At 60.5% G+C, this 23979-nt stretch carries 15 protein-coding genes; 6 read left to right on the top strand and 9 right to left on the bottom strand.

Going from position 1 to position 23979, the window contains the following annotated elements:
- Positions 1-182: 182 nt before the first annotated feature.
- From EC912_RS18235 to EC912_RS18225, 3 genes are all read right to left on the bottom strand, one after another.
- Positions 183-1520 carry a GGDEF domain-containing protein gene (locus EC912_RS18235; RefSeq protein ID WP_132147150.1) on the bottom strand — a complete coding sequence of 446 codons (1338 nt, stop codon included), beginning with the start codon at positions 1518-1520 and terminating at the stop codon, positions 183-185.
- Positions 1521-1675: 155 nt separating this feature from the next.
- Positions 1676-4012, bottom strand: coding sequence for a putative bifunctional diguanylate cyclase/phosphodiesterase (locus tag EC912_RS18230; protein WP_132147147.1), 2337 nt, complete (start codon positions 4010-4012; stop codon positions 1676-1678).
- Between the two features lie 232 nt (positions 4013-4244).
- On the bottom strand, positions 4245-4463 hold the full coding sequence (locus tag EC912_RS18225) for a hypothetical protein (protein WP_132147145.1): 219 nt from the start codon (positions 4461-4463) through the stop codon (positions 4245-4247).
- Positions 4464-5094: 631 nt separating this feature from the next.
- Here EC912_RS18225 and EC912_RS18220 point away from each other — a divergent pair.
- From EC912_RS18220 to EC912_RS18200, 6 genes are all read left to right on the top strand, one after another.
- Complete coding sequence (locus tag EC912_RS18220; RefSeq protein ID WP_165973663.1) at positions 5095-6210, top strand: HlyD family secretion protein; 1116 nt, start codon at positions 5095-5097, stop codon at positions 6208-6210.
- Positions 6210-8408, top strand: a complete 2199-nt coding sequence (locus tag EC912_RS18215) for a peptidase domain-containing ABC transporter (protein WP_132147139.1) — start codon at positions 6210-6212, stop codon at positions 8406-8408. Before EC912_RS18220 ends, EC912_RS18215 begins: the two co-directional genes overlap by 1 nt.
- Positions 8405-8572 carry a hypothetical protein gene (locus tag EC912_RS19470; protein ID WP_165973662.1) on the top strand — a complete coding sequence of 56 codons (168 nt, stop codon included), beginning with the start codon at positions 8405-8407 and terminating at the stop codon, positions 8570-8572. The genes EC912_RS18215 and EC912_RS19470 overlap by 4 nt, the downstream gene beginning before the upstream one ends.
- Before the next feature lie 73 nt (positions 8573-8645).
- The gene (locus EC912_RS18210) at positions 8646-9797 is read left to right on the top strand and encodes a hypothetical protein (RefSeq protein WP_132147136.1); all 1152 of its coding nucleotides are present in this window, start codon (positions 8646-8648) and stop codon (positions 9795-9797) included.
- Position 9798: 1 nt separating this feature from the next.
- Complete coding sequence (locus EC912_RS18205) at positions 9799-10566, top strand: glutaminyl-peptide cyclotransferase (protein ID WP_132147133.1); 768 nt, start codon at positions 9799-9801, stop codon at positions 10564-10566.
- A 118-nt stretch (positions 10567-10684) separates the two neighbouring features.
- On the top strand, positions 10685-11467 hold the full coding sequence (locus EC912_RS18200; protein WP_132147130.1) for a glutaminyl-peptide cyclotransferase: 783 nt from the start codon (positions 10685-10687) through the stop codon (positions 11465-11467).
- Between the two features lie 78 nt (positions 11468-11545).
- On the opposite strand, the gene EC912_RS18195 is transcribed toward EC912_RS18200, so the two are convergent.
- The 6 genes from EC912_RS18195 to EC912_RS18170 all read right to left on the bottom strand — a co-directional run bounded on the left by EC912_RS18195 (position 11546) and on the right by EC912_RS18170 (position 23666).
- On the bottom strand, positions 11546-14167 hold the full coding sequence (locus EC912_RS18195) for a M1 family metallopeptidase (protein WP_132147127.1): 2622 nt from the start codon (positions 14165-14167) through the stop codon (positions 11546-11548).
- 265 nt (positions 14168-14432) lie between these two features.
- Positions 14433-15044, bottom strand: a complete 612-nt coding sequence (locus tag EC912_RS18190; RefSeq protein WP_132147124.1) for a hypothetical protein — start codon at positions 15042-15044, stop codon at positions 14433-14435.
- A 284-nt stretch (positions 15045-15328) separates the two neighbouring features.
- Positions 15329-15694: a hypothetical protein gene (locus EC912_RS18185; protein WP_132147121.1), complete on the bottom strand. Its 366-nt coding sequence runs from the start codon at positions 15692-15694 to the stop codon at positions 15329-15331.
- Positions 15695-16893: 1199 nt separating this feature from the next.
- Positions 16894-17265, bottom strand: coding sequence for a hypothetical protein (locus EC912_RS18180; RefSeq protein WP_132147118.1), 372 nt, complete (start codon positions 17263-17265; stop codon positions 16894-16896).
- Between the two features lie 78 nt (positions 17266-17343).
- Positions 17344-18360: a DUF4329 domain-containing protein gene (locus EC912_RS18175; protein WP_165973661.1), complete on the bottom strand. Its 1017-nt coding sequence runs from the start codon at positions 18358-18360 to the stop codon at positions 17344-17346.
- Positions 18360-23666 (bottom strand): hypothetical protein, encoded by a 5307-nt coding sequence (locus tag EC912_RS18170; RefSeq protein ID WP_132147112.1) that lies wholly within the window; start codon positions 23664-23666, stop codon positions 18360-18362. The genes EC912_RS18175 and EC912_RS18170 overlap by 1 nt, the downstream gene beginning before the upstream one ends.
- Positions 23667-23979 lie beyond the last annotated feature (313 nt).

The following is a 23979-nucleotide window of genomic DNA, read 5'->3' as shown; positions in this document are numbered from 1 at the left end:
ATCACCACCTGACCGTTATCGACCTGCACCAGGAGCCGTAAAGTGTGCGCGATGTCCCCGCACACCTGTGCGCTATGTCCCCGGTCCATACACCTACGCAGGAGCGACGGCGAGGTAGGCCGGACCTCTCATTCTTACGTCCGACCTGAATGTTCGATTATACCGGGCAGCAGTGGCCATTCTCACAACGCCTCGCAGCGATTCCTTCCCGCACGCTTCGCCGTATACAGCGCGCGATCCGCCCGTTCGAAAACCGAATCCACGGTATCGGTCGCGTCGAAGCGTGCCACGCCACCGGACATCGTGACCTTCACCGGCCGCGATTTGGCATGAAACGCCAGTCCCTCGACGATCCGGCACAGATCTTCCGCGATGCGCATGGCTTCGGCCTGATCGACCGCGTCGAAGATCGCCACGAATTCCTCGCCGCCATAACGCGCGACGAAAACATCGCGCGGCGTCGCGCGACCGGTCAGCGCTTGCCCCACGATGCGCAGCACCGCATCGCCCGCCGCATGACCGAAGCTGTCGTTGATCGTCTTGAAGTGATCGATATCGAACGCGCCGATGCAGAACGGCGTGCCCGCATCGCGCAACGCCTGCTCGCTTTGCGCGATACGGCGCTCGTAGGCAAGGCGATTAGGCAGGCCGGTCAGGGGATCGGTAAGCGCCAGTTCGTGCTCGCGGCGCAACGAATCCTGCAGCGTCGTGGCCTGGGTTTCCAGCTCCTCGACACGGTCGCGCATCCGTTCGGCCCGGTCGCGATAAGCCGCCAGACGAGCGTCCTCGCGACTGCGATAGGCCTTGAAGTGCCGGTCGATCATTTCCAGCCTCGACTCCACCTGCCGCTGCAAGGTACCCAGGTCGACCGCGTCGCGCGTGTGCTCGCCCAGCAGGCGGATCTCCTCGCGCACGCTCGAATCCAGTCCCCTGCCCTCGACGGCACCCGCGTTCCGGCCTTCCAGCTCGCCATCCAGATAACGCGTCATTTCGCCCAGACGCCCACTGACTTCACCGAGCAGGTCCTGCAGTTTGACGATATCCGTGCGCAACGCTTCGCGCTGATGATTGACCAGGTCCGCCAGTTGGCCAGCCAGTATCGCGGTACCCTGCGCATCGCGAACCTCCGCAAGCGCGGCACGCAACCGGTCGCCACGCTCGGTAAATGCGGGAAGCAACACGATGCGCTGCAAAATCACACGTAACGCTTCCACACCCGGTGGGTCGGGATGGTCGAGGGCATCGTCGGGGAGAGGCCGGGCGGAACGGTCCAGATGCGCTACCGCATCGGCCAGTTCGTCCAGCAGCGGATCGAGTGCTTCGGGCGAGGATGCCTGACGCAAGCCGTCGCCAAGCCGGTCGAGCAGGCGGTCGGCTTCGTCGCCCTGACCTCGCGCAAGCGCCGCCAACCGCAGCACCAGCCGGCGCAGACCTTCCTCCAGCACGCGGAAATCGCGCTCGTCGCGTTCCATGCGCTCCAGTGCGAGATGGTACTTACGCTCCCAGTGTTCCTGCTCCACGCGATCTCCCGAGTCGATCTTCCTGAACTGGCGTCCCGTGATGCGATCTTACGCCAGCCGGGACACAGCGATTGAGCGCGGCCGTCTTGCCGCGGTGGGGTTCAGTAGATAGGACACGCCATCCGCTGCACCTGGGTATCGCCGCCACGGATAGTTCACGTGAGACGCGACCCCTCGGCGTCGCACAGTTCGGTCAGCGCACCGAAATCCATGGCGCGCGCGACGAAAAATCCCTGGGCGTGATCGCAGCCGATCTCACGGAGGAAATCGAGCGCGGCCGCGTCCTCCACGCCTTCGGCCGTCACCTCGTAGCCCAGTCCATGGCCAAGCTCGACCAACGAACGCACGATGGTGCGGTCGGTCTCGTCGGTGGCGAGTTGCTGGACGAACATCTTGTCGATCTTCAGCTCATGAACGGGGAGGTGACGCAGATAACCGAACGACGACTGGCCAATGCCGAAATCGTCGATGGCGATGTCGATACCCATATCGGCTAACCGACGCAGGACTTGAAGCGCGGCGGCGGGCTCGCCGATGACCGCACTCTCGGTCACTTCCAGGGCGATGACGCTGCCGGGCACGCCATGCATGCGCAGGAGCTGGCCCACGCGATCGGGCAACTCGGTGTCCTCGAGGTCGCGCGCCGACAGGTTGATCGATATTTTCAGCACGTGGCCGCGCTCGCCCAGTGCGTGCACATGGGCGATAGCGGTGGCCAGCACCCAGCGCGTAAGACGTCCGATATTGCCGGTTTCCTCCGCCGCGCCGATGAAATCTTCCGGCGGAATCTCGCCGCGCGTGGGATGCCGCCAGCGGATCAGCGCCTCGGCGGCATCGATGCGGCCATCGGCCAGCCGCAACTTCGGCTGGTAATGCAGTTCCAGACCGCCGGTGTCGATGGCGGCGCGCAGCTCGCTCATCAGGGACAGCCGCTCGGGCCGATGCGGGTCGATATGCGGGTCGTAAACATCCACGCCACGCGTGGAACCCACGGCCGCGAACTGGGCTACCTCGGCCCGACGCAGCAGCGACGCCGCCAGCACGCCGTGCTCCGGCGACAGCGCGATACCGATCGCCGGTCCCATGTCGATGCTGACGTCGGCTTCCGTATAGGGATGCCCCAATGCGTCGAGAATGCGGAATGCGAGGCCGATGGCGGTGGCGCGATCGGCCCTGCCCATCCAGAGAACGAACTGGGTATCCGTCGCGCGCGCCACGAGATGATTCCCCGCCGCCCGACAAATCCGTCCGCCCGCGTCGCGCATCAGCCGGTCCGCCAGTGCATGACCCACTGTTTTCACGATATCGGGCAGTCGCGTCAGGCCGACCATCAGCAGCGCGCCCTCGACTTTCGGATACCGGTTCAGTTCTTCGTCGATCTCGTCTTCGGCCGCCGCGCGGTTTGGCAGGTCGGTAACCGTATCGTGCAGCGCCTGATAGCGAATGTGTTTCTCGCGCTCGCGCACCGCGTCGCTCATCGTGCTGAAGGCCGTCGCAAGCTGGCCGATCTCGTCGCGACGGTTGAGCTGCGGCGGCGGTCGATAATCGCCCTCTTCGATACGCCGCGCGGCTTCCGCCAGCGCTTCCACCGGACGCGAGACGCCGCGCGCCACCAGCCACGCCGCGATCAGCCCGGCGCCCAGACCCAATGCGAGCAGGCCAGCCCATGCACCCCATACGGCGCGATAAGGACGCAACGCATCGTCGAGCGAATACCCCATCAGCGCATAAACCGCCGGGCTGCCCCTGGGCGTGCGCAACGGTTGTGCAAGCTCAAGGTACTGGCGGCCTCCGATCGTTACGCGCGTGGGTTGCGTGGGAAGCGGCATATTGCCGCGATAGTGCGAGGCCATCCCGGCGCTGCTGCTCCCGCTCGCAACCACAGCCCAATCGCCGCTTTCCTCGCGTGTGACCAGTTCCACGTCGCGTGGCAGTGCGGATAACCGCTGCATGTGATCGAGCAACACATCGTCGACGGGAATACTGACGGCTACCCGCCCCACGAGCCGCGGGGCATGGATGGGTACCGTCACGACCCAGTACGCCTTGCCAACCACCACGGCCACGGCTGCGGCGCGGCCACCATCGGTGTCTTTCAGCAAATCCGGGAAGGGAAAGAGTTGCGGGGCGGCATCGCCGGCCGTGTCTTGCCGCACGATGCCATCCAGGCCGATCAGTTGCATGCGCGACGCATCCACCCGGCGGCCGTGATTGCGCAGCATCGAGAGGATGGTTTCGCGATCGTGCGCGCCGATCGCGGAACGCAGGCCATCGTCCAGCGACATGACCTGCACGCTGTTGGCGACGCTGGCCGAAAGGTCGTCCATCTGGGCGACGAAGGCATCCGCGTTGGCGATAAGTTGCCGACCACCCTCGGCAATCAGTTGCGACCGCGCAATACCCGACGCGAGCCCCGCCGTCAGCAGTTGCACGATCACCAGCGTGGCGACGAAGAACAGGCCGAGGCGCGCGCGAAAGCCGAGAGGTCTCATCGGGGATCAGTAACCGCTGTGCTCGCGGTCGCTCATGCCGCGAGGATCGGGCGGCAGCGACAGCGCAAAACGCGTGGTACCGGCCGCCCTTCCGCATCCACGGCCTCGACGGCGACGCGCACCGCGAAAGCCGGAGCAGCCAGCTCCGTTCCGATAATTTGGCGCCAGCGCATGAGTATCCCCCGAGTTCGGAGGTAAGCCTACATCACTTGGCCAGCCGGAAAAGGGGTGCCTAACCACGAACCGGCAGCAGTAGCCGGCAGACGCCGGTACGCCAATGGTGGCGGCAGGGATCCGTATCGTAGAAAGCCATGTCCTTCGGCGCCGGCGACAACAGCTGGCCGATGGATGGGCGCCCATCGCGGGGCGGCGACATGGGGATATCGGGCGCGATTCCGGGAGCGGCCATTACCGCGGCTGTCGCCAGCACGAACCATGGTCCAAAGCGCATAGCGTCGCTCCTCCGGATTGTCCTTGGGGACGGTAAGGCGGGATGGGGTGGGGAGTAAATAGATCGGATGGCCAGGGGGCTTGACGACAGGGCATGGCTCGGCGAGAAACGCGAATGGTTTCAACGCGAAAACCGAGCGGGCGGCGGCGGATTCCGGCGTGCGCCGGAATGACGGTGAGGGGTTGAGGTCGCGCGACGGAATGGGCGGTTTTTTGCTGCTCGTCCGGAATGGGTGATTCTTTTGCTCATCCGATAAAGCACATGTCGACTCGCCGCATCCCCCTCACCGTCATTCCGGCGCACGCCGGAATCCGCAGCGATGCGATCGGTCATCGCCCCAAAGCGGCACGAACTCTACGAAGACTCTCAAGACAACACGACGCGCACAATCAAGAATTACCTATTTTTCAATTAGACGGCCAAATAAATTAAGAACACATAAGCCCCTACCAACAAATAAGTTTTCACCCCACAAGAACCCACCCCATACACCCCTACCGCAACTTTCGATTGACACAACACCCTCGCGCAACTACTTATCTCGCCAACCAAGGATTGGAAGCGAAGGATGTCGCTGTTTCGAAAAGAGGCACGGAGTGCCCGCGCAAGGGAATGGATGGGAACGGTCCGCATGCGACCCCCCGCCCTCGGCTGGTACCTGTTCGCCATCGCGCTCCTGTTGCCTGCCGCACTCGCCGTCCTTCTCTTCACCGGCACGTATACGAATCACGCGCATGCGACAGGAAAACTCGTCGCGTCGGGCGGCGTCATCGCCATTACCGCGCCGACCCACGGCGTCGTTTCACGCATCCGCTTCCCGAGCGGAGCGCATGTCCAGAAGAACGACGCACTGGTGGATATCTCCGCCGAACACGCCAGTGCCGCATTCGGCGATACCTTCGCCGCGCTCGCGCGCAGTCATCGCGAGCGCATCGACGTACTGCGGAAACAGAAAACCGAACTGACGATCGAATCGCAACGGCAGCGCGAGGGAATCGAAAAACGCCTCGCCCTGCTCCTCGCCGAACTCGCCGAGGTTCGCGAAGAAACCGCGTTAACCCGTCAGCGAGCGCAACTCGCCGAAGGTCTGCATAGCCGGTGGTCTGCGCTTTCGCGCAGAGGTCTCGTCAGCGACGTCGACCTGCTGCGGCAGAAGGACGTCGCACTGGAACATGCCGCACGGTCGAAACAGCTACGCCAGCACGAACTCGAACTTGCAGGCGAAGCAAAAGCACTGAATGCCGCGCTGGACGAAACCCGCGCCAGCGAACGCACGCGCGGCACGGAACTGGACCAGAAGATCGCCGCGACGACGCAGGAACTGGCACAGGCGGAACTGCATCGCGACGAAACATTGCGCTCTCCCGTCGACGGGACGGTCGTCGATATCGTCGCCCGTACAGGCCAGCGGGTCGCGACCGGCGAACGGCTCGCTACCGTACTTCCCGAAGGCACCCGGCTCGCCGCCGAAGTGTGGCTACCGACACGCGCCGCCGATGCGGTACGCACCGGACAGTCCGCACTCATACGTTACGAAAGCACCCTGACCCACGCGCGCATCGCCATGCACGGTCGCGTCGTCGATGTCGCCGCACTCCCGTCGACGCAGCCGGATGTTTCCGGTTACCGCACGCTGATCGACTTCGAGACCGGCGATGCGAAGATCAAACTCGGCATGGCGGTGACCGCCGATATCGCGGTGTCGCGGGTTCGCCTCGCCGACGCGCTGTTCGGAGCGCGACCGTAATGCGTTTCTCCGGCACGCGGAGCGTCCCCCTGGTGATGCAGGCCGAAGCCGCCGAATGCGGCCTTGCGTGTGTCGCGATGCTTGCCGCATGGCATGGGCACCGTATCGATCTGGCCACCCTGCGCCGCCGGTTCCCCACATCGCTGAAGGGTGCCGCCCTGCCCGCGCTGATCGACATGCTGTCGACCCTGGCGCTGCGTGCCCGGCCGCTACGAGCCGAGATGGCGCATCTGAGAGACGCGTCACTGCCATGCATGCTGCACTGGGATCTTAATCACTTCGTCGTCCTCACCGCGCGCGGCAGACGTGGCATGCACATCCACGATCCCGCCCGTGGCGCCGGATGGATGACCATCGAGGACGTCGGTACCCACTTCACCGGCATCCTGCTGGAAGTAACGCCGGCGCCCGATTTCCGTATAGCGGACGAACAACCGCGCCTCTCGCTGCGATCCGTGACCGGTCGATTACGCAGTCTGGCGGGCAGCGTTACCCAGGTCCTGGGGCTCGCACTCGCCATCGAAGCGCTTGCCTTGGTACTCCCCTACTTCACACAGATCGTTATCGACCGCGCACTGGTCACCGGCGACCGGCGCTTCCTGCTGGCGATAACCGCCGGATTCCTTATCGTGCTACTTGCACAATCCGCGCTCACCGTGGCTCGCGGCTGGCTGCTCAGCTGGCTGGGTGCGACGCTGAACGCCCAATGGTCGGTCAATCTCTTTTCGCACCTGTTACGGCTACCGCTGGACTATTTCGGACGACGCCACACGGCGGACATCCTCTCCCGGTTCACGTCGCTGCGCATGATGCAGTCGACACTGACCGGTGCATTCATCGAAGCACTGCTCGATGGACTGGTCGGCGTAACCGCACTGGCGGTTCTCTGTTTCTACAGCCTGCCAATGACCGGCCTTGTGATTGCCGTCCTCAGCGGTTACGGACTACTGCGCTGGTTGTTTTCGCGAAAGCTATGGCACGCCAGCGAAGAACAACTGGTATATGCCGCCCGTCAGCAAACCGAGTTGATGGAATCGATCCGCGGTGCACAGACGATACGTCTCGCGAACCAGGCAAATCGGCGACGCGTCCGTTTCGAGAACGTCACGCACGATGCCGGCGAACGCGACATGCGCATCCAGCGGCTGAACCTCGCCTTCGGTGCCCTGGCTCAGGGCCTGTTCGGCGCGCAACGCCTTGCCCTGTTCGCGTTTGGCGCGTGGTTCGTGATGAACGGACGTCTTTCGGCCGGCATGCTGGTGGCCTTCGCCGGCTACGCGGACCAACTGGTGACGAAAACCGGCAGCCTGATCGACAAACTGGTGGAACTGCGATTGCTCGGCGTCCACCTGCGCCGCGTTGCCGACATCGCGCTCACGGAGCCCGAAGCCCATACCGGAGGTCGGCGCGGCACGGTCTTGCCGTCGACTGACATTACCGTACGCGATCTTGGTTATCGCTACGGCATGCACGAACCCTGGGTATTTCGCCACCTTAACTTCACGGTCGCGGCGGGCGAGTCGGTCGCCATCGCCGGACCGTCCGGCTGCGGCAAGAGCACACTCGCACGCCTGCTGCTCGGCCTCGTCGAGCCGACCGAAGGTGCCGTACTGATCGGTGGCGTGGACATACGCGACTACGGACTGGACAACTACCGGCGCCTGCTGGGTGCCGTCCTGCAGGACGACGAACTCTTCGCGGGATCGATCGCCGACAACATTTCGTTCTTCGACGAAGGCGGCGACGCGACGATGCAACATATCGAGTCCGCCGCACGCGCTGCCGCCATCCACGACGATATCGTCGGCATGCCGATGGGCTACGAATCGCTGGCCGGCGATATGGGCTCGTCGCTTTCCGGCGGACAGAAGCAGCGCGTGGTGATTGCACGGGCGCTTTATCGCCAGCCGTCGATTCTTCTTCTCGACGAAGCCACCAGTCACCTCGACGTGACCACCGAGCAGCGCGTCAACGCCCACATCCGCTCCGCTGCGATGACCCGCATCGTCATCGCGCATCGTCCCGAAACGCTTCGCAGCGCCGATCGCGTCATCGATCTTTGCACCGGCGAAAACACCGAACTACCCGCGCAGGGAGGCGCGGATACGTGCCCGTCGATGAACAGCGGACACGACGACGAACGCGGCGCAAGGGAGAGCGTCCGCCTCGCCAATCCCATCAATGGAGTATGTACATGAACGACAAGAACCCGAACGCCGACGTCGCCCCGATCATCCGCACGCTGGCGCGCGAGATCACCATCGACGAGGCCGCACAGGTCGCCGGTGGCCTGCGGATGCAGACCATTGCCCGCACGAAGCATGGCGAAACCGGCTCCCAGTACGAAACCGCGATGGACTAAGCGGCACTGGCCATGCCCGGGGATCGCGGCGCAAGCCGCGGTCCCCACTCGCGATCCATCCATGGAAGGCACAATGAATTCACTGATTTTCTCTACGCAGGATGACCTGCATGCACAAGCGATCCGCTGGGCGATACGCGCGGGTGGCTTCCCGTGCGAACTGATCGATACCGCCCTGCCGCTGCATGCACAGCTTGGGAACATTGCGCTGTTTCCGGACGATCCCGACAACGAGCCATTCCGTCGCGACGTGACGCGTGGTAGCCGGCGCATCAGTGTGCTCAACCGTCGCTTCCGCCGACACAAGCGCATGGACGACGTGCCCGATATGTATCGTGGATACGCGCAGGTCGAAGCACTGGAGTACGAGAAGAATCTTCACTGGTGGCTGGATCGCAGCGAGAACGTCTATTCGATCAATCCTTACTCGCGCCTGCTGGAAGCCGAAAACAAATCGTGGCAACTGTACGCCGCCAGGCGCTGCGGTCTCGATGTTCCGCCCACGCTGATGAGCGCCTCCCCCGAACGCATCCGGAACTTCCTCCGCTTGCACCCGCAGGTCGTGGTGAAACCCTTCCAGCCGCATACATGGAGGGACAACAGCGAGGGCAAGCTATGGACCGCGTACGCGCGGGCGGTTGATTCGCGCCGGCTGATGGAAGCCAGCGACGCCGAACTGGCGATGTCACCCGCCATCTATCAGCCGTACGTTCCCATCGTGGCCGACGTACGTGTCGTCGTCATCGGCGACACCGTCCATGCGCTGGCCATGCATCACCGCGAACCGGGCGATATCGATTTCCGGCAGATCCATCGCGACAAGCTTCGCATCGAACCGATTCTGCCGCCCGCCGACATCACATCGTCGCTGCTGCGCATGATGGGCGAACTAAGGCTGGGTTACTGCGCGTCGGACTTCGTCATCGATACCGAGGGCCGCTGGCGATTCCTCGAACTCAATCCCGCTGGCTCCTTCCTTTTCCTCGAAGAAGATTGTCCCGACATGCACGTGCTGGCCGCCATGTGTTCCCTGCTGGTCTGTCGTCGCGTTACCAGCGACGCCTCTCTCGTTTTTCCCTCGCTGGCCGCCTTCTATACGTCGTCGGAAGGCCGCGATTGCCTGCGCACGACCGATTCGGTCGTCGCCGGGCCCGGCATGCATCCCAGTGTCACGTACATAAACGACGGCAGAGCAGTCGCACCGCACCCCGGCACGGAGGCGTAGCATGCGCGGAGTATCGATCGGCGTTGCCATTTTCGTCGCCGGATGTCAGTCGACTGCCGGGCGTGCGCCTTACCAGGCACCTTTGCTCGATTACGACGTCGTTGGAAGCTATCGCCACGACGTCAGTTCGTTTACCGAAGGCTTCTTTCTCGCCAATGGCGTGATCTACGAATCCACCGGGTTGCTCGGCCGGTCGGCCGTAAAGAAAGTCGATCCGGTAAGCGGCACACCCATCGCGTCTGTCGCCATTCCCACCGATGCCTTCGGCGAAGGTATGGCCCTGCTCCATCACAGGCTGTATCAGGTCAGCTACAAAGATTCGCCGGTCTTCGTCTACGACGCGGAATCGCTCGCGAAGATAGAAACGCTGTCGCTACCCGGCGGCGGCTGGGGCATGACGTCCGACGGCACACGCCTGATCATGAGCGACGGCAGCCCACGCATCCGCTTCTTCGACGAACGCATGCGCGAAACGGGCGCGATGACCGTGACCGATGGCGAGCATCCGGTCGAATGGCTGAACGAACTGGAATGGGTGCACGGCGACCTGTTCGCCAATGTGTGGCCCACCAACCGCATCGCGTGGATCGATGGCCAAAGCGGCAAAGTGAAGGGCTGGGTGGACATTTCGCAGCTCACATCCCTGGTCGACGCCAGTGACGCGGACAGCGTGCCGAACGGCATTGCTTACAACAAGCAGCACGACACGCTGCTGGTCACGGGAAAGAACTGGCCGAACGTTTACGAGATACGCTTGCGTAAACCGTAGCATCCGGGCCGCTTGCATTGGCGCCGACGTCTCAGTAGGTTCTGCCGACCGAAGGGCAGTGGCTCTCCGGACCGCCAACGATGTCGTATTTTCATACAACCAAACCCTGGGGATCCGGATGCACCGTGCTTCCGCTTTTCAATGGCTAGCCCTCGCCCTTGGCACGGCGCTGACCGTGCAGTCCGACGTTGCGCTTGGCTCCGGGCTGCCCGTATACGGCTACAAGGTGGTCCACAGCTACCCGCATGACCCAAAGGCGTTTACTGAGGGCCTGTTCTACGACAACGGCTATCTGTACGAGAGCACCGGCGAACCCAACACGTCCTCCGTCCGCAAGGTGGACCTCGAATCGGGCGAAGTCCTTCAGCGTGTCGCCACCCCGAAGGGTTACTTCGGCGAAGGCATCATCGCGTGGGGACCGAAGCTGATCCAGCTGTCATGGCAGGAAGGAGTCGGATTCATCATGGACAAGACGACATTCGCGCCGACCGGGCGATTCAGCTATCCGGGCGAAGGCTGGGCCATGACCCGCGATGCCACTCATATCTATATGAGCGACGGCACGCCCAGAATACGCATCCTCGATCCGGAGACACTCAAAGCCGTAGGCACCATCGACGTGACAGCCGATGGCGTGCCCGTCTGGAAGGTCAACGAACTGGAATGGGTGAAGGGCGAAATCTACGCCAACATCTGGCAGACGGACCGCATCGCGCGGATCGACCCGAAGACCGGCCATGTCCTCGGCTGGATCGACCTCAAGGGACTGCTGGGTACGACGCAGGTGAACGATCCGGTGAACGATGTCCTGAATGGCATCGCCTACGACGCGGCACACGACCGCCTGTTCGTGACGGGCAAGCGCTGGCCGCGTCTGTTCGAGATTCGTCTTACGCGCTGATCCTCTGCAACCGGTGGCGCGTCCGTTACCGGACGCGCCACGCTTCGATCACTTTCGTACCTATTACTTCCGTACCTATTACTTCTGAGCTTTAAGCCACGCGTCCACGGACGGCAGACGCTCGCGCACCACCATGGTCCGGTACTTGATGTTCGCGACCGACGTCTCGGCATCGCGACGCGAACCTTCGGCGATGTTCGCCTTGGCGAATGCCTCGATCTTGCCGATCATCGCCGGATCCAGCGACGAACCGCCAAGCCCCGGGTAATAGCGGCTGCTGGACGTGGAATCGACCAGCTTGTCGACCTGGGCCTTATGCGCCACGGCGAAGTCGAACGCCATATCGGGATGATTGCGCGAAACCGAGCGGATCATGCCCGCACTGTTCGTCGCACCCGGCTCGTCGGTCAGCGCAAGATCCAGCGCCTTCTTCGCCAGCGCGTCGTCTTCGGCGATAGACAGCATCGTGTACAACTGGTCCTTGATCAGCGGTGTCTTCTCGGCCTTCGCATCGGCATGCAGCTTGTCCCACGCGGCCGCATCCGCACGACTGGCGACTACGCCGGTGATGATCTTGCGCAGCTCGGCCGGCACGGCCGACGGATCGGTTCCCTGCGCGGCGTAGCGGCGACGCGCTTCGTCGATAACGCTCTTGTCGCCGAACTGGGCAAGCGTGCCTATCAGTTCCGAACGCAGGATCGCCACCGATGCCGTCTCGCTGGCCTTCGCCTTCCAGCCGATCCGCTCGAACACCGGATGCAGGCGGGAAATGGCGTACTTGCGGAAGGTGGCCTGACGCGCGGTGTCGCCGCGGTAATACATATCCAGACTGCGCAGATCGCCCGCGACAGTGCCCCACATTTCCGGCGCGGCATCGACGGGAACCTGCTTAGCCAGATCGAGGAAGTTGGGCGTCGGCTCCAGTCCGGCCATACCCAGCGCCCACGCGTCGCCGATCAGACCCATCTGGTCGATGGCGGGCAGCTTGGCGTAAGCGTCGCGCAACGCGGTGAACTGCGGCTGCGTGTACTGCGTGCGGTAGTAACCCGACTGACCCGCGTTGACCAGCACCGGGCCGCAACCCGGCAGCGAAACGGACGCCTTGCCATCGACCAGCGTCGTAACCGTCTTGCCACCGATCGTCTGTGCGATGACCGGTACATGCCAGCGCAGCGCGGTCTTGCCCGGACGATCCTTGGTGAACTCACCCTGGGTCAGCGTGACCGCGGTATTGCCGCCTTCGCACTTGCCCGCTTCCACGCTGATCAACGGCACGCCTGCCTGCAGCGTGAAGTCATGCGCGATCGTCGTGACGCCCGGACCGGCGACGGCATCCATTTCCTTCCACAGGTCGTCCGATACCGTGTTGCCGTACGCGTGCGCCTTGATGTAACGCTGCACGCCTTCGCGCCACTTGTCCGCGCCGACATAGCCTTCGAGCATGCGGATAACCGCCTCGCCCTTCGAATAGGTAATGGTGTCGAATGCCTGGCTCGCCTGCTCCACCGTATCGATGCGCTGCACGATGGGATGCGTGGTGACGATAGCGTCGCGCGACATCGCACCTTCGCGCACATCTACGGCAGACAGCTGCGCATTCCATTCCGGATGCAGCTTCTCGGTAGTGCGCGCGGCCATCCACGAAGCGAAACCTTCGTTCAACCACAGGTCGTCCCACCAGCGCATAGTGACGAGGTCGCCGAACCACTGGTGCGCCATTTCATGCGCGGCGATACTGAAGACACCCTGCTTGTCGGCGGCGGTGGAGATCGTCGGATCGAGCAGCAGTGCATACTCGAACGTGAAGATCGCGCCCCAGTTTTCCATGGCGCTGAAGAACTGGCTGCTACCGGGCGAGGCGATATTGTCCAGCTTCGGCAGCGGATACTTCACGCCGAAGTAGCTGTTGTATTCCTGCAGCACGGCCTTGGACGATTCCAGTGCAAAATTCGCCTGCGACGCCTTGCCCTTCTGCGCGATGACGCCGATTTCGGTGCCGTCGACGCTGGTGGTCGCACGATCGAACTCGCCCGTACCGAAGAACAGCAGGTAGGTCGACATCTTCGGCGATGGTGCGAACACCACATGCGTCGTGCCGTTGCCCAGCTTGTCCGTTGTCGCGGTGGGCATGTTGCTCACCGCCATCTCGCCGGTCGGAATCGTCACGTCGAGCGTGAAGGTCGCCTTGTATGCCGGCTCGTCCCACGAAGGAATGAAGCGGCGGGCATCGGAGTTCTCGAACTGCGTGTAAAGGGCGCGCTTCTTGCCGTCCTTCGTGTCGTAGTCGATGGCGAACAGGCCATTGGCCTGCGTACCGATCTTGCCGGTATAGACCATCGCCAGCGTATAGGTACCGGCCGGCAGGGGCTTTGCGAACGTGAAGGTCGCCGTCTGGGCCTCCTTGTCCACGGCCACCTTCGGCGCGGCGAGCGCCTTCTTGCCCGCCGGGGTCAGCGACACGGACGAGAACGTCATGTCCATCGCGTTCAGGGTAATGCTCGTGGTGGGTTTCAGCACCTCGACCGCTACGCTGACCTTGCCGTCGAAACCGAGCTTTTCGGCATGCGGCACGATGGAAACGTCGTAATGACTGGGCCGCACTTCGCGCGGCAACTGCGTGGTGGCGAGATCGGCGGCAAACCCGGCCATCGAAACACCGGACAGCGCGAGCGCGATGGCCGAAACGAGAACAGTACGCATGACATCCCCTGGACGATGGTGAATGGCCGATAGTGAGCCGACCGGGTGTCGGGCCGACATTGCCGGAAGTCATGTCTTAGAAAATTGCGATCGGCCATATTGCATCGCAGCATGAACGCGGGGCGTATCCAGAAGTGGACCGCTTCCACGCCCGTGTCGAGGCCACTGGCCCGGATATCGTCGTTCCGCTAGCTACCCACGACTACGGCATAGCCGATTTTCCGTGTTGAATCCGAGCGACTGAGTTGCATTGTGGGAAGTCGGTTTAGAGGGGGACCGGCAAGGCCACATACCATATTGCCGCTATGACGCCTGCGACTGTGAGCCCGAGGACAATGCGCAGCCCCAAAAGCATAGCGCTCGGCCCTCCCTCCGGAAGGGCGCGATTGCCTACGATAAAACGCAGGGTATACAGCGTTCCCGCCAGACCGCATACCTGCTGATCATCGAAGTCGTCGCAAATGAAATCCATCGTTTCAACAAAAGCGTATGCCAGGTGGCTGTACGCGAGAGCCATCAATACGGTTGGATAGACCAACCAGAACATAACTGGTTGATCAGCAGGCGCCACAATACACTCGTCGCATCCATGCATCTGGAAGGTAAAGGTGAGCCCCAGATACATGAAGATACATAACGCGCAAATATTCAGCACATAGCCCACCCGAAGCAACGCGATGAGCGCACCTAGATATCCGTCGGATGGAATGGGTCGAAGGCCAAGCAGAAACTTCATGAAGTAAGACGAATCGTTGAAACCAAAAAAATCTCTCGGTTCCTTATCGCCCAGGATCGTGGCAGTTCTGCGGACAAATACATAAGCCAATCCCGCCCAAAGGAAGGCGAGCATCACCCATACGAATAAAAACAATTTCATAGGGGATGTCCTCCGGAAGGCATAGCTTCGACAGCTGGCATCAACCTCGTCGACTCATCTATCGGACCTCTGCAACCTGCCGCCATGGCTAAGGGCCACCGAACCACTCTGCGCGATAAGCATCAATGCCTTCGCGCGCACACTGGGTTCATCACGACCAAAGACTCGGCGCGTAGCAAAAAACCGATGATGGGATCTCGGCCGGAAGGCGATGGTACGGATAGACCATCCGCCACCATGAGGATGTTGTAAAACGCCATACGAGCAGCTCGCCTTTGCGTCCGCTATCGCAACCGACTCGGGATGGTCGGATGATCTTTCGTCGTATCGAACAATTCCCCAGGAGAGCACTCGACGCCGTGATCATTCGTTTCGCATGCCCTGAACGTGCTGATGAATTCTTTAGCTAACTTTTCATCGGAGCCATCAGCAACGGATATCGTCAGATGCATGGACGCATCCTGCGGCGCAGCCTGATAGAGAGCTTCGATGCGTTGAGCATCCACCTGGATAATGCATCTGGCGGCGCTCACTTTGCTGCAATTGCTCTCGATGCCCCGATCAGTCAGCTTGGTATTCGGATGCCGGCCGTAGTAGATCGTCGCCCGAACATTGTCGGCAAGCTGAACCCTGTAAAGATAGAAATCCACAGGAGTCGAGGCAACGACAGACTGCCCCTCCTCAAAACGAAAACATGCATTCCGCAGGTAAACGTTACATTCGACGGGAGCCCTCGTTATCGGCACGGACGCGGCCGCCACCGGAGCTTTCGCCGCGGCGCAGGAGACAAGACAGATCGTCAACGCCGAAAGTACGGCGCGCGTAACCAGCGAAGTCCGCACTATGAATGCGCCCCTGTGACCAGGATGCGGCAGAACATTCCCCTTCCCCCGAAGTACCGGCCACACGCCAGTATCAAAAGAATTTACGGATACAAGCCACGATGTGTCAATGCCTTATGCTCTCGGGAGGAGCGGGCTCGAACAGGCACCACCATGCCTATGGGTACCGAACCTTACGGTCGACATCCGGTCTTGCTGGAAATTGTTCGGGCCGCCTATTTCAAAGCTTATGAAACTTCCAGATCCGTATGAACTGGACGGAGCCCCGGGCATTTCCCCTCGATGGAGTGAAATCGACGGCTGCGTCAATGACGAAGTACCGTCCCGACAAATCACGATAGTCGCCGACGACAGCTCGCATAAATTGCGAGACACTCTCGTCCTCAACAACCGTTGTCGCCTGCTTCACGTCCAACGTAACACCCGGACATGTCTTATCCATCACGAACGAAAATTCGCGCCGGTCGCTACGTTAGATTCCATGCAAATGCTCAACGTGAGCTTCCGTTGCATGCAAGGCAAGATCACAAACCGTTCGACCGCTACCGGAACCCTCAGGTGTATTCGGCACTAAAAAGAAGAGCGCGAACAGGATCGTCACAAAAATCTCGCTTCATCGGCGCAAATGCCCCGGAAAACATCTTTCTGATTTCGCATCAGACCTGCCAACATCCTCGGAAGCCAAAGTACATGTAGCCTTCAAACGTCAACGATGCACACCACGCAATATCCGGAATGGGATAGATCTGTGATGCTGAGGCAACATCGCAAGCACGGGAATGCAGCAGACAAGCTCATCGATCGATGAGTCCAGCGTCAAATCCATAGCGCCGTCACCCGCATAGATTACCTTCCCGCCAAGACCTGCCGAGACGACGAGTCGCTGAAAGAAAAGAGCAAACTCTCCCTCCCTGGCTCTCCCACCTAGCTCGTCGGCCAAAATTGCCTTGGGAACTTTTGGCCAATCAATACCGGTGCCGCCAAATCGCCGAGTTCATCTGACATATTCAACGGTTGTAAGACATTTTTTTTAACTTTGTTCCCGTCGTATCATAGATATATGTAATCGCCATTTTTTCACCCTTTCCGCGATAGACAGTCGGATCAGACTCACGCGGCAAAATCGTCACCTCAATCCCTTCTTCCACTACGCCGACGTAGGCACCGAATTCGGACACCTTTGGCATGTCAATCTTGTACCTGACTGTTGCAGCCGCAAGCGCCAAAACTTGCTGCGGTGTGAGTACGCAACTTATTTTCGCGCAATCCCCCACGCCTGGCCCATAGGTATCTTGCGTCAAACCCGGAGTTGGGCACACGCATACCGCCAATATAATAAATCCATAAAGCGCCGATCTGAATGGAACAAATCCGTTCATCACTTCCCACCCCTAGATATAAACATTGATGCGCGACATATCATTCAATAGCGATCAATCACTCACGACTAGTAGCACCTAATGGTTCTGATCAGAAACGTCCCGCCTCATGTCTCGATCCCGCTGCATCTCTTGCGCTCGCTCATCCGCATATCTGCGTTGCTCACGAACCATATCGTCGAGAGACATCGCCTTTCCAACAGAAGGGTCATATACCCAGCTTTTCCCACTTGGTGTTCCTAAGTAGCCCCTGTACACATGCTTCAATATGGACGCAAACCCTGCATAACGTAACTTATCTCTAGTCGAAAAATTATCACTATCAAATCCATCGCTGGCCGAATCCACGATAACGTATTCGCTGCCAACTTTCTTCGTGTAGTTTCCATGCGTATGGTAGTCCCCCACCACCGGGATGCCCTCAGGCATAGGTGCATTTGCGTGGTCTTCCGCTGCGCGCACGGCTTCGGTGGCAACAAACTGGCGTTCTAAGATTACGATGTACCCAAGGTATTCGTGGTTTTCGGCGATAGAACGAGCATTAATGTACTGAAGCGCGTCATAAGCCGCCTGCTCAGGCGTTGCGAATTTGTCGCCAGGCTTCTCTCCATCCTCGTCCGAGTAGCGGCTCGGCGCATTCCGTGCGTATGCAAATCGATTGAAGAAAAACACTGATCCTGTGTCGGAGGGATGAGGGTCAACGGATAGAAAACGACCGACAAGCGGGTCATAGTATCGCGCCTGCATGTACACATAATCCGTATCGGCATCTATGACGTGCCCCGTATACCCAACCCCTTTCTCTTCATCAAGCACGCCATCTCCATATGGCTTCTGATCCAGCCGGCGCGTGATGTTGTTCTGTGCATCAGTTGTCGCAAGCGGCGTTCCCTGCGGATTGGTGAGGTAGTACGTGACCTCTTCGGCACGAACAGTCGGTGCAAACGAAATAAATGCGATGAGACCAACAACGCAGTTCAGTACATTCGTTACGCTGCTCGCACGCCGGGCAGTATTCGCCACCCGTGGCATGCCTGGAGATGGGTCACAAGACGGCACTCTCGCCGCAAACCGTGATGACAGGAAATAGCTCATCAACCGTTCCTCCCACTCCATGCGGAGCAGCCCTGATCGTTGCAGGCGCGTACTGAGTAGCTGTACTTGTTGACGTACGGCGAGTTACCACCCTCAGCGAGATAGGATCGGTTCGGTCCCGAGTAGATGATTGCTCCTGTCTCGTAACGAAGTACCTCGTAACGCGTCGCGCCCGGAGATGCATCCCAGTAAAGCGTGTAGTTCTCACGCTTACCTGTGATGGTATCGGTCATGTAGAAACCCGTGGGAGTTGGCGGGATGAGCGCCACCGTTACGGTGACCTGCCCACTCCATGGCCCGCATCCACCTGCGTTACACGCCTGCACCTGATAGACATAGTTACCGTTGCCGCGACCGCTGGTCGACCAATTGCCGGCGCCGTTTTGTTGCACAACCGTCCAACCGCCACCGTTGGCGCTTTCAAGTAGCGTGTAGTACACGCCACCAGGAACACCATTCCAACCGATCGCGTATGCGCCGTTATTACTGATACCGCCGCCGTTGATAGGCGGCGCCGCCGACGGCGCTATCGTGACAACGACATAGGGCGACTGAACATAGCCGCTGCATCCGTTTCCGTTACACGCCTTCACCCGGTAGTAGTAGTTTCCCGTCGCCCCTTCGCCAACGGTTGTCGATGTCGCACCTCCCGAGTACACCTGGCTCCAATTGCCGTCCGTCGTGTGCTCCACGACGTAGTAGGTGGCATAAGCAACACCTGGCCACGAAACAGGGATGCTGCCAGAGCTTGTCCCGGGCACGCTGATGGAGCCCGGCGTCGGAGGGAAATGTGCAACTCTCACCGCAGCGGACAGCGTCGGGGTGCTGCACCCATTCGCGTTGCAGGCTTGAACGCGATAGACAAATGACGCATCAGGCGGATTGCTTAGCGTATAGCTCGTAGCCATTCCGTTGTAGACAGCGTTCCACGGCGTTTCGTTGACCTTCTGCTCGACGTAGTAGTACGTCGTATTGGGCGAAGTCGACCAGATCACACCGATACTCGCCAGATCACCCGCTACGGTAGCGTTGACCGTGGTCACTGCAACAGGTGCCAGTATCGAAGGTGGCACGACAAATTGTGCCGATCCTGGAAGCAACAGGTTATCCCCGTTCACAGCCGGCGGCGTGATTCCGTAAATGTACAAAGGTTGATTGCCGTACTGAACACGCTGCGCCTCGGTCAGCTTAATGGCGAAACGGTAGGCCGTGCCGCTAGCGTGACACTGGATCGCTACGGCGTCCTCACTCGGCTGATTCGCGGTGTAGGCACCGATACCAGTGCCCGTGCCATAGGGCCCTCCGACGTACACATGTACATCGATCGAAGCTGCGCGACCAGTGGAGCATGCCCAGCCCTGAAGGTATGCATCGCCACCTGACTGCGTGATGCCATTGAAGTCGCCAATCACCTTCGACATCTGGGTTTTCGTAGATGCGACCAGCTTCTTGCCGAGGTAGATATAGTCGATTCCCGTCGTATTTGACGGATCGTATTCCCACATCAACTGCCCGGCACTGTTGTAGCCGTAATACGTCGTCGTGTTGTTCGTCATCGACTGCTTCTTCACCCGTCGCCCGGCCGCGTCATACAAATACGCACCCTTGCCCTGAATCGCGGTCAGCCGGTTGGCTTGATCGAAAGTCAGCGCGACGTTGTTCTTGTTGACCGTGTTGCCGCGGGGGTCGTACTGGAAACTGTGGACCGTGGCCGCACCGTTGGTCACCGACGCCAGCAGGTTATTGCCGTCGTAGTTGTACACATTGGTGCCGCCGCTGTTGCTCAGCGTGCGAATGTTGTTGAGCGTGTCGTAGGTGTAGCTTTCCGTGCCCCACAGGTTGCTCGCCGTCGCACTGGTCAGGCGGTTGAGGCCGTCATAGCCCATGACCTTCGTGCGCTGACCACCGTTCGTCAGATCGGTAATCCGGTTGACGTTGGCATTGGCGTCATAGGCGAAGTCTTCGCTGACGGCGATAGCGCCGCCCGCGCCGTAGCTGAAGTTGCTGATCATATAGCGCAGGTTCTTCTGCGCCAGATAGCTCGCCCCGCTGCCCAGATTGAACGACTGGAGATCGCCATCCGGGAAGTAGCTAATGCTGTTGGCGTAACCACCGACCTGGGTCGGCCGGCCGAGTGCGTCCGGGCTGTACGGCACGATTTTGCCGTCCGGGTAGAGCACGGTGCTCAGTGCCCCGTTCGGGTCGTACCCGTAACCCAGCGACCACTGGTAACCATCGACGTTCAGGACTTCCGCGGTCAGCAGGCCGAGCTTGTTGCGGCCAAAGGTCCACGAGGTAAACCCGGAGGTCGCCGTCGCCGGGTTGCCGAGAACGTCATAGGTGAAGCTGCTGCTGTCGGTACCGCTGGGATAAACCACCGAGGTCACGCGGTTCATTACGTCATAACCGCGGATGGTTTTTGCAGCGGCACTCACCTGCCCGCGCCCGCAACCATCGGCACCGCCATCGGTGATGGCCAGACCCGAGGCGCTCCACGCCAGATTGTTCGCGGCGTCGTAGTCCATCACTTCGCTACCGCTTTCCGGTTCCAACGTACGACACAAACGATGGTAGCCGTCGTAGTACATGTACTTGCGCACACCGCCCTGATCGATCCAGCGCGGATTGCCATAGATATCGCGATCGATGGTCTGGACGATGCCTTCCGGTGCGTCGACGCGAATAACGTTGTCGTAGGACGGCTGGTCGAAGACCTGATAAGCCGTGGTCGTGACATTGCCCTTGGGGTCCGTGACCTGCTTGCGCGAACCCGACAGGTACGCTGTATGGCTCACCAGATCGCCCAGTTCGGAATGTTGCAACGATTGGACCGGCCGACCGATGACGTCGTACCACGTCAACACGCCTGCGCCGATGCTGATCAGGTCTTGCGCGCCATTGACCGGCGAGGACTGGAAGGTCTTGTGACCTTGCCAGTCGTAGTCGGTACGAGCCGCGACATGCCAGGCCCCATCGCTGTTGCGATAGGTGCCACTCAAAATCGGGCGCAACATGGCGTCGAAGTAGGTTACCTGCGCCTTGTCGCCCTGCCGCACTGTACGGCGCCAGTGGTTGCCCGAAATACCGCGCTCGGGACCGACGTATTCATAACTGAAGGTCTTCGGTGCCCACGCGACCGTGTCGCCCGCCGGATAATCGATGCGGCTTACCCGACCGATGGCGTCGTAACCGTAAGACGTCGTACTCCCCTGCTGATTCCTGATCCAGGCAATCTGGCCGAAGTCGTCTACACCCAGCACCTGCGTCGTGCCGTCTTGGTATTTGATCGTCTGCGGAATGCCGCGTTTATAATCTTGCAGCCACGTGGTGTGACCATTGTTATCGGTGAACGTACCTAGCTGGCCCTGCCCGTCGAACCCGTAGCTCATCAGGTGCTGGCCGAAACGATAACGATCCGTCAGCGTGGCATTCGCCGGATTGTAGACGTTGCGACTGACTGTTTCGCCCGTGGTGAGGTTGTCGGTCTGCAACGGCAGTCCGATCACCCAATGCGAGAGGTCGTCGTAAAAGCTCGTCTGCTCGATGACAGACGGGCCGGCATTGCTCCAGCGCTGAACCTTCGTCGGACGCGCGAAGCTGTCGAACGCCTGCGCCTGCCAGCTGTAATTGTCGTCATCCTGATGGATGACGCGATTCACAAGCGGGACTTCCTGCATCACCTTGCCACCGTTGGCATAGATGCTGAAGTTGTAGCCGTAGCTGGTCGGCCACGGTCCCTGCGTGGGGCTCGCATAGGTGTATGCCTCGGTGCGAACGGGACTTCCGGCCACACCTCCAGCGTAGTAGTCGGTACGCAGCGGCTTGCCTTCGGTCGCATCGAAACGATTGCTGAAGACGTAGCGGGTAGCATTGCCGGAGGGATCGGTAACATCGCTATAGGTGGTGTAGTCGCAGCCGCCAGTACACTGCGACGCCCAGGTCGCATTGGCCACCGGATAGCTATAGGTCCACTGCTGGCTACCCAACTGCGCACCCGTAATCACCTTACGGGTCAGTGCGAGGTTGTTGTAGTAGCGGGGAATCAGTTCGTAAGCGTTCGCGGTTGGCTGGCCGTTCGGGATATCGCACTGTTCCGTCACGCCCGAGCGTCCGTGACGCGTCGGACGCGCCTCAAACGTACCCTGCACACCCGAGGGGCCAGAGACAGTTCCCGTCTTCACCAGCGAACCATCCGGGAGATCCGGATCGACGCAGTGTTGGTATCTCGTATAGGTCTTGACGTTGAAGGTCAGGTCCTGAAATGCATAGTCCCAGGCAGTTCCATCGGGCAGGCCGACATGCGTCAGCGAGGAACCCGAGGCACTTGCCACGTAGCTATAGGTCCATGTTCGCGTCGCACCGCCCGCGACAACGTTCACCTGCGCGATCTGCTTACCGTCGGCGGTATACCCGAAGGTCACTCGTCGGCCATCGCTCGCGTCGATGCTGCTGAGCTTTCCGGCGTCGTACGAATAGGTAAGCCAGTTGCCGAAGCGGTCTTCGACGCGTGTGGCCATCATGAAACCGAATTGACGCGCAACCTTGAAGGCACGCGCCTGTCGGTACACAAGGTAGTTCAGCCAGTACTTACTGCCATCAGGCCCTACCGCGAGGAATGCCTCGCCAGCCTCGCCGTTAGCCGTAGCGGACAGACACCCGATATTCCAGTTGCCTTTCGATACGCCAACGAAATTGATCCCCGACATCTGGGGAGCTTGCTGACTGGTGGGGCCACGCGAAAGGATGTCCTGATCGGGCACGCCCGGTATACGCAGCAAATAGCCCTGGTTCCACCATTTATCGGGCGGAAGGTCTTCGGTCCCCGGACGCCCTATACGCAAATCGGGCGGCTCGCGGAAATTCGTGCAGCGATCGGTTCGGGCGATGGAATTGACCAACCACCCGATCTGATTCGGCCCCTGCTGAATCGTGTCCGCGGCGCTGGTCAGCGTCGAGAGTCGCGGAATATCGATATCCCAGTCACCGAACGCCGCGTTGTCCTTGCGTATCTCGGCATCGCCGTCCGCCTGGAACGTACGACCGATCGTGATCGTCGGGCCGGTACCGGGAATGCTGATGTCGGTAACGTGGAACGATAGCGAGCCGTCATACACATTCACCGACTCGCCGAAGGGATTCTCACCCAGCGGCTGGATCTCTTCGTCGACCTTGATGAGTTTTTTGTACTCGTCTTCGGGCGAGGACGTGGCGGTCTGGGCAAAAGCCCCCTGACTCAGCATAGCCGCGGCAAGCAGGCAGATGAGCACGCGCGCGATCACACGCGCACGACGATACGTAGGCGACATCGATGGATTCCCCTGGAACTGATTACGCCGACCCAAGGGCCGCGTTTCTGACGAATGCGAACGCGGATATTCCGCCGTTACGCGTCGGTGGAGCTTAAGTTCGTAACGGACTTCGCGTGATTACACGCAAATCGCTGGAACGAACGGACGGATACGCTAACCCCACCACAGCGAAGCAACAGAACATTCCCTTTCCCCCTGAGTATCGACTTTGCGTCGATAGCGCATGAATCTATGCCCATTCGTAGAATCTTGTCAACGTAACTAATTACGATCCGCCGTCGACCTAACTCCACATCGCTTTTCCAGCGAT

The sequence above is a fragment of the Luteibacter rhizovicinus genome, assembly GCF_004342265.1.
Taxonomy (GTDB): Bacteria; Pseudomonadota; Gammaproteobacteria; order Xanthomonadales; family Rhodanobacteraceae; genus Luteibacter; species Luteibacter rhizovicinus_B.
Note: the sequence above shows the minus strand (reverse complement) of the source record. Positions and strands in the feature narration are given on the sequence as shown.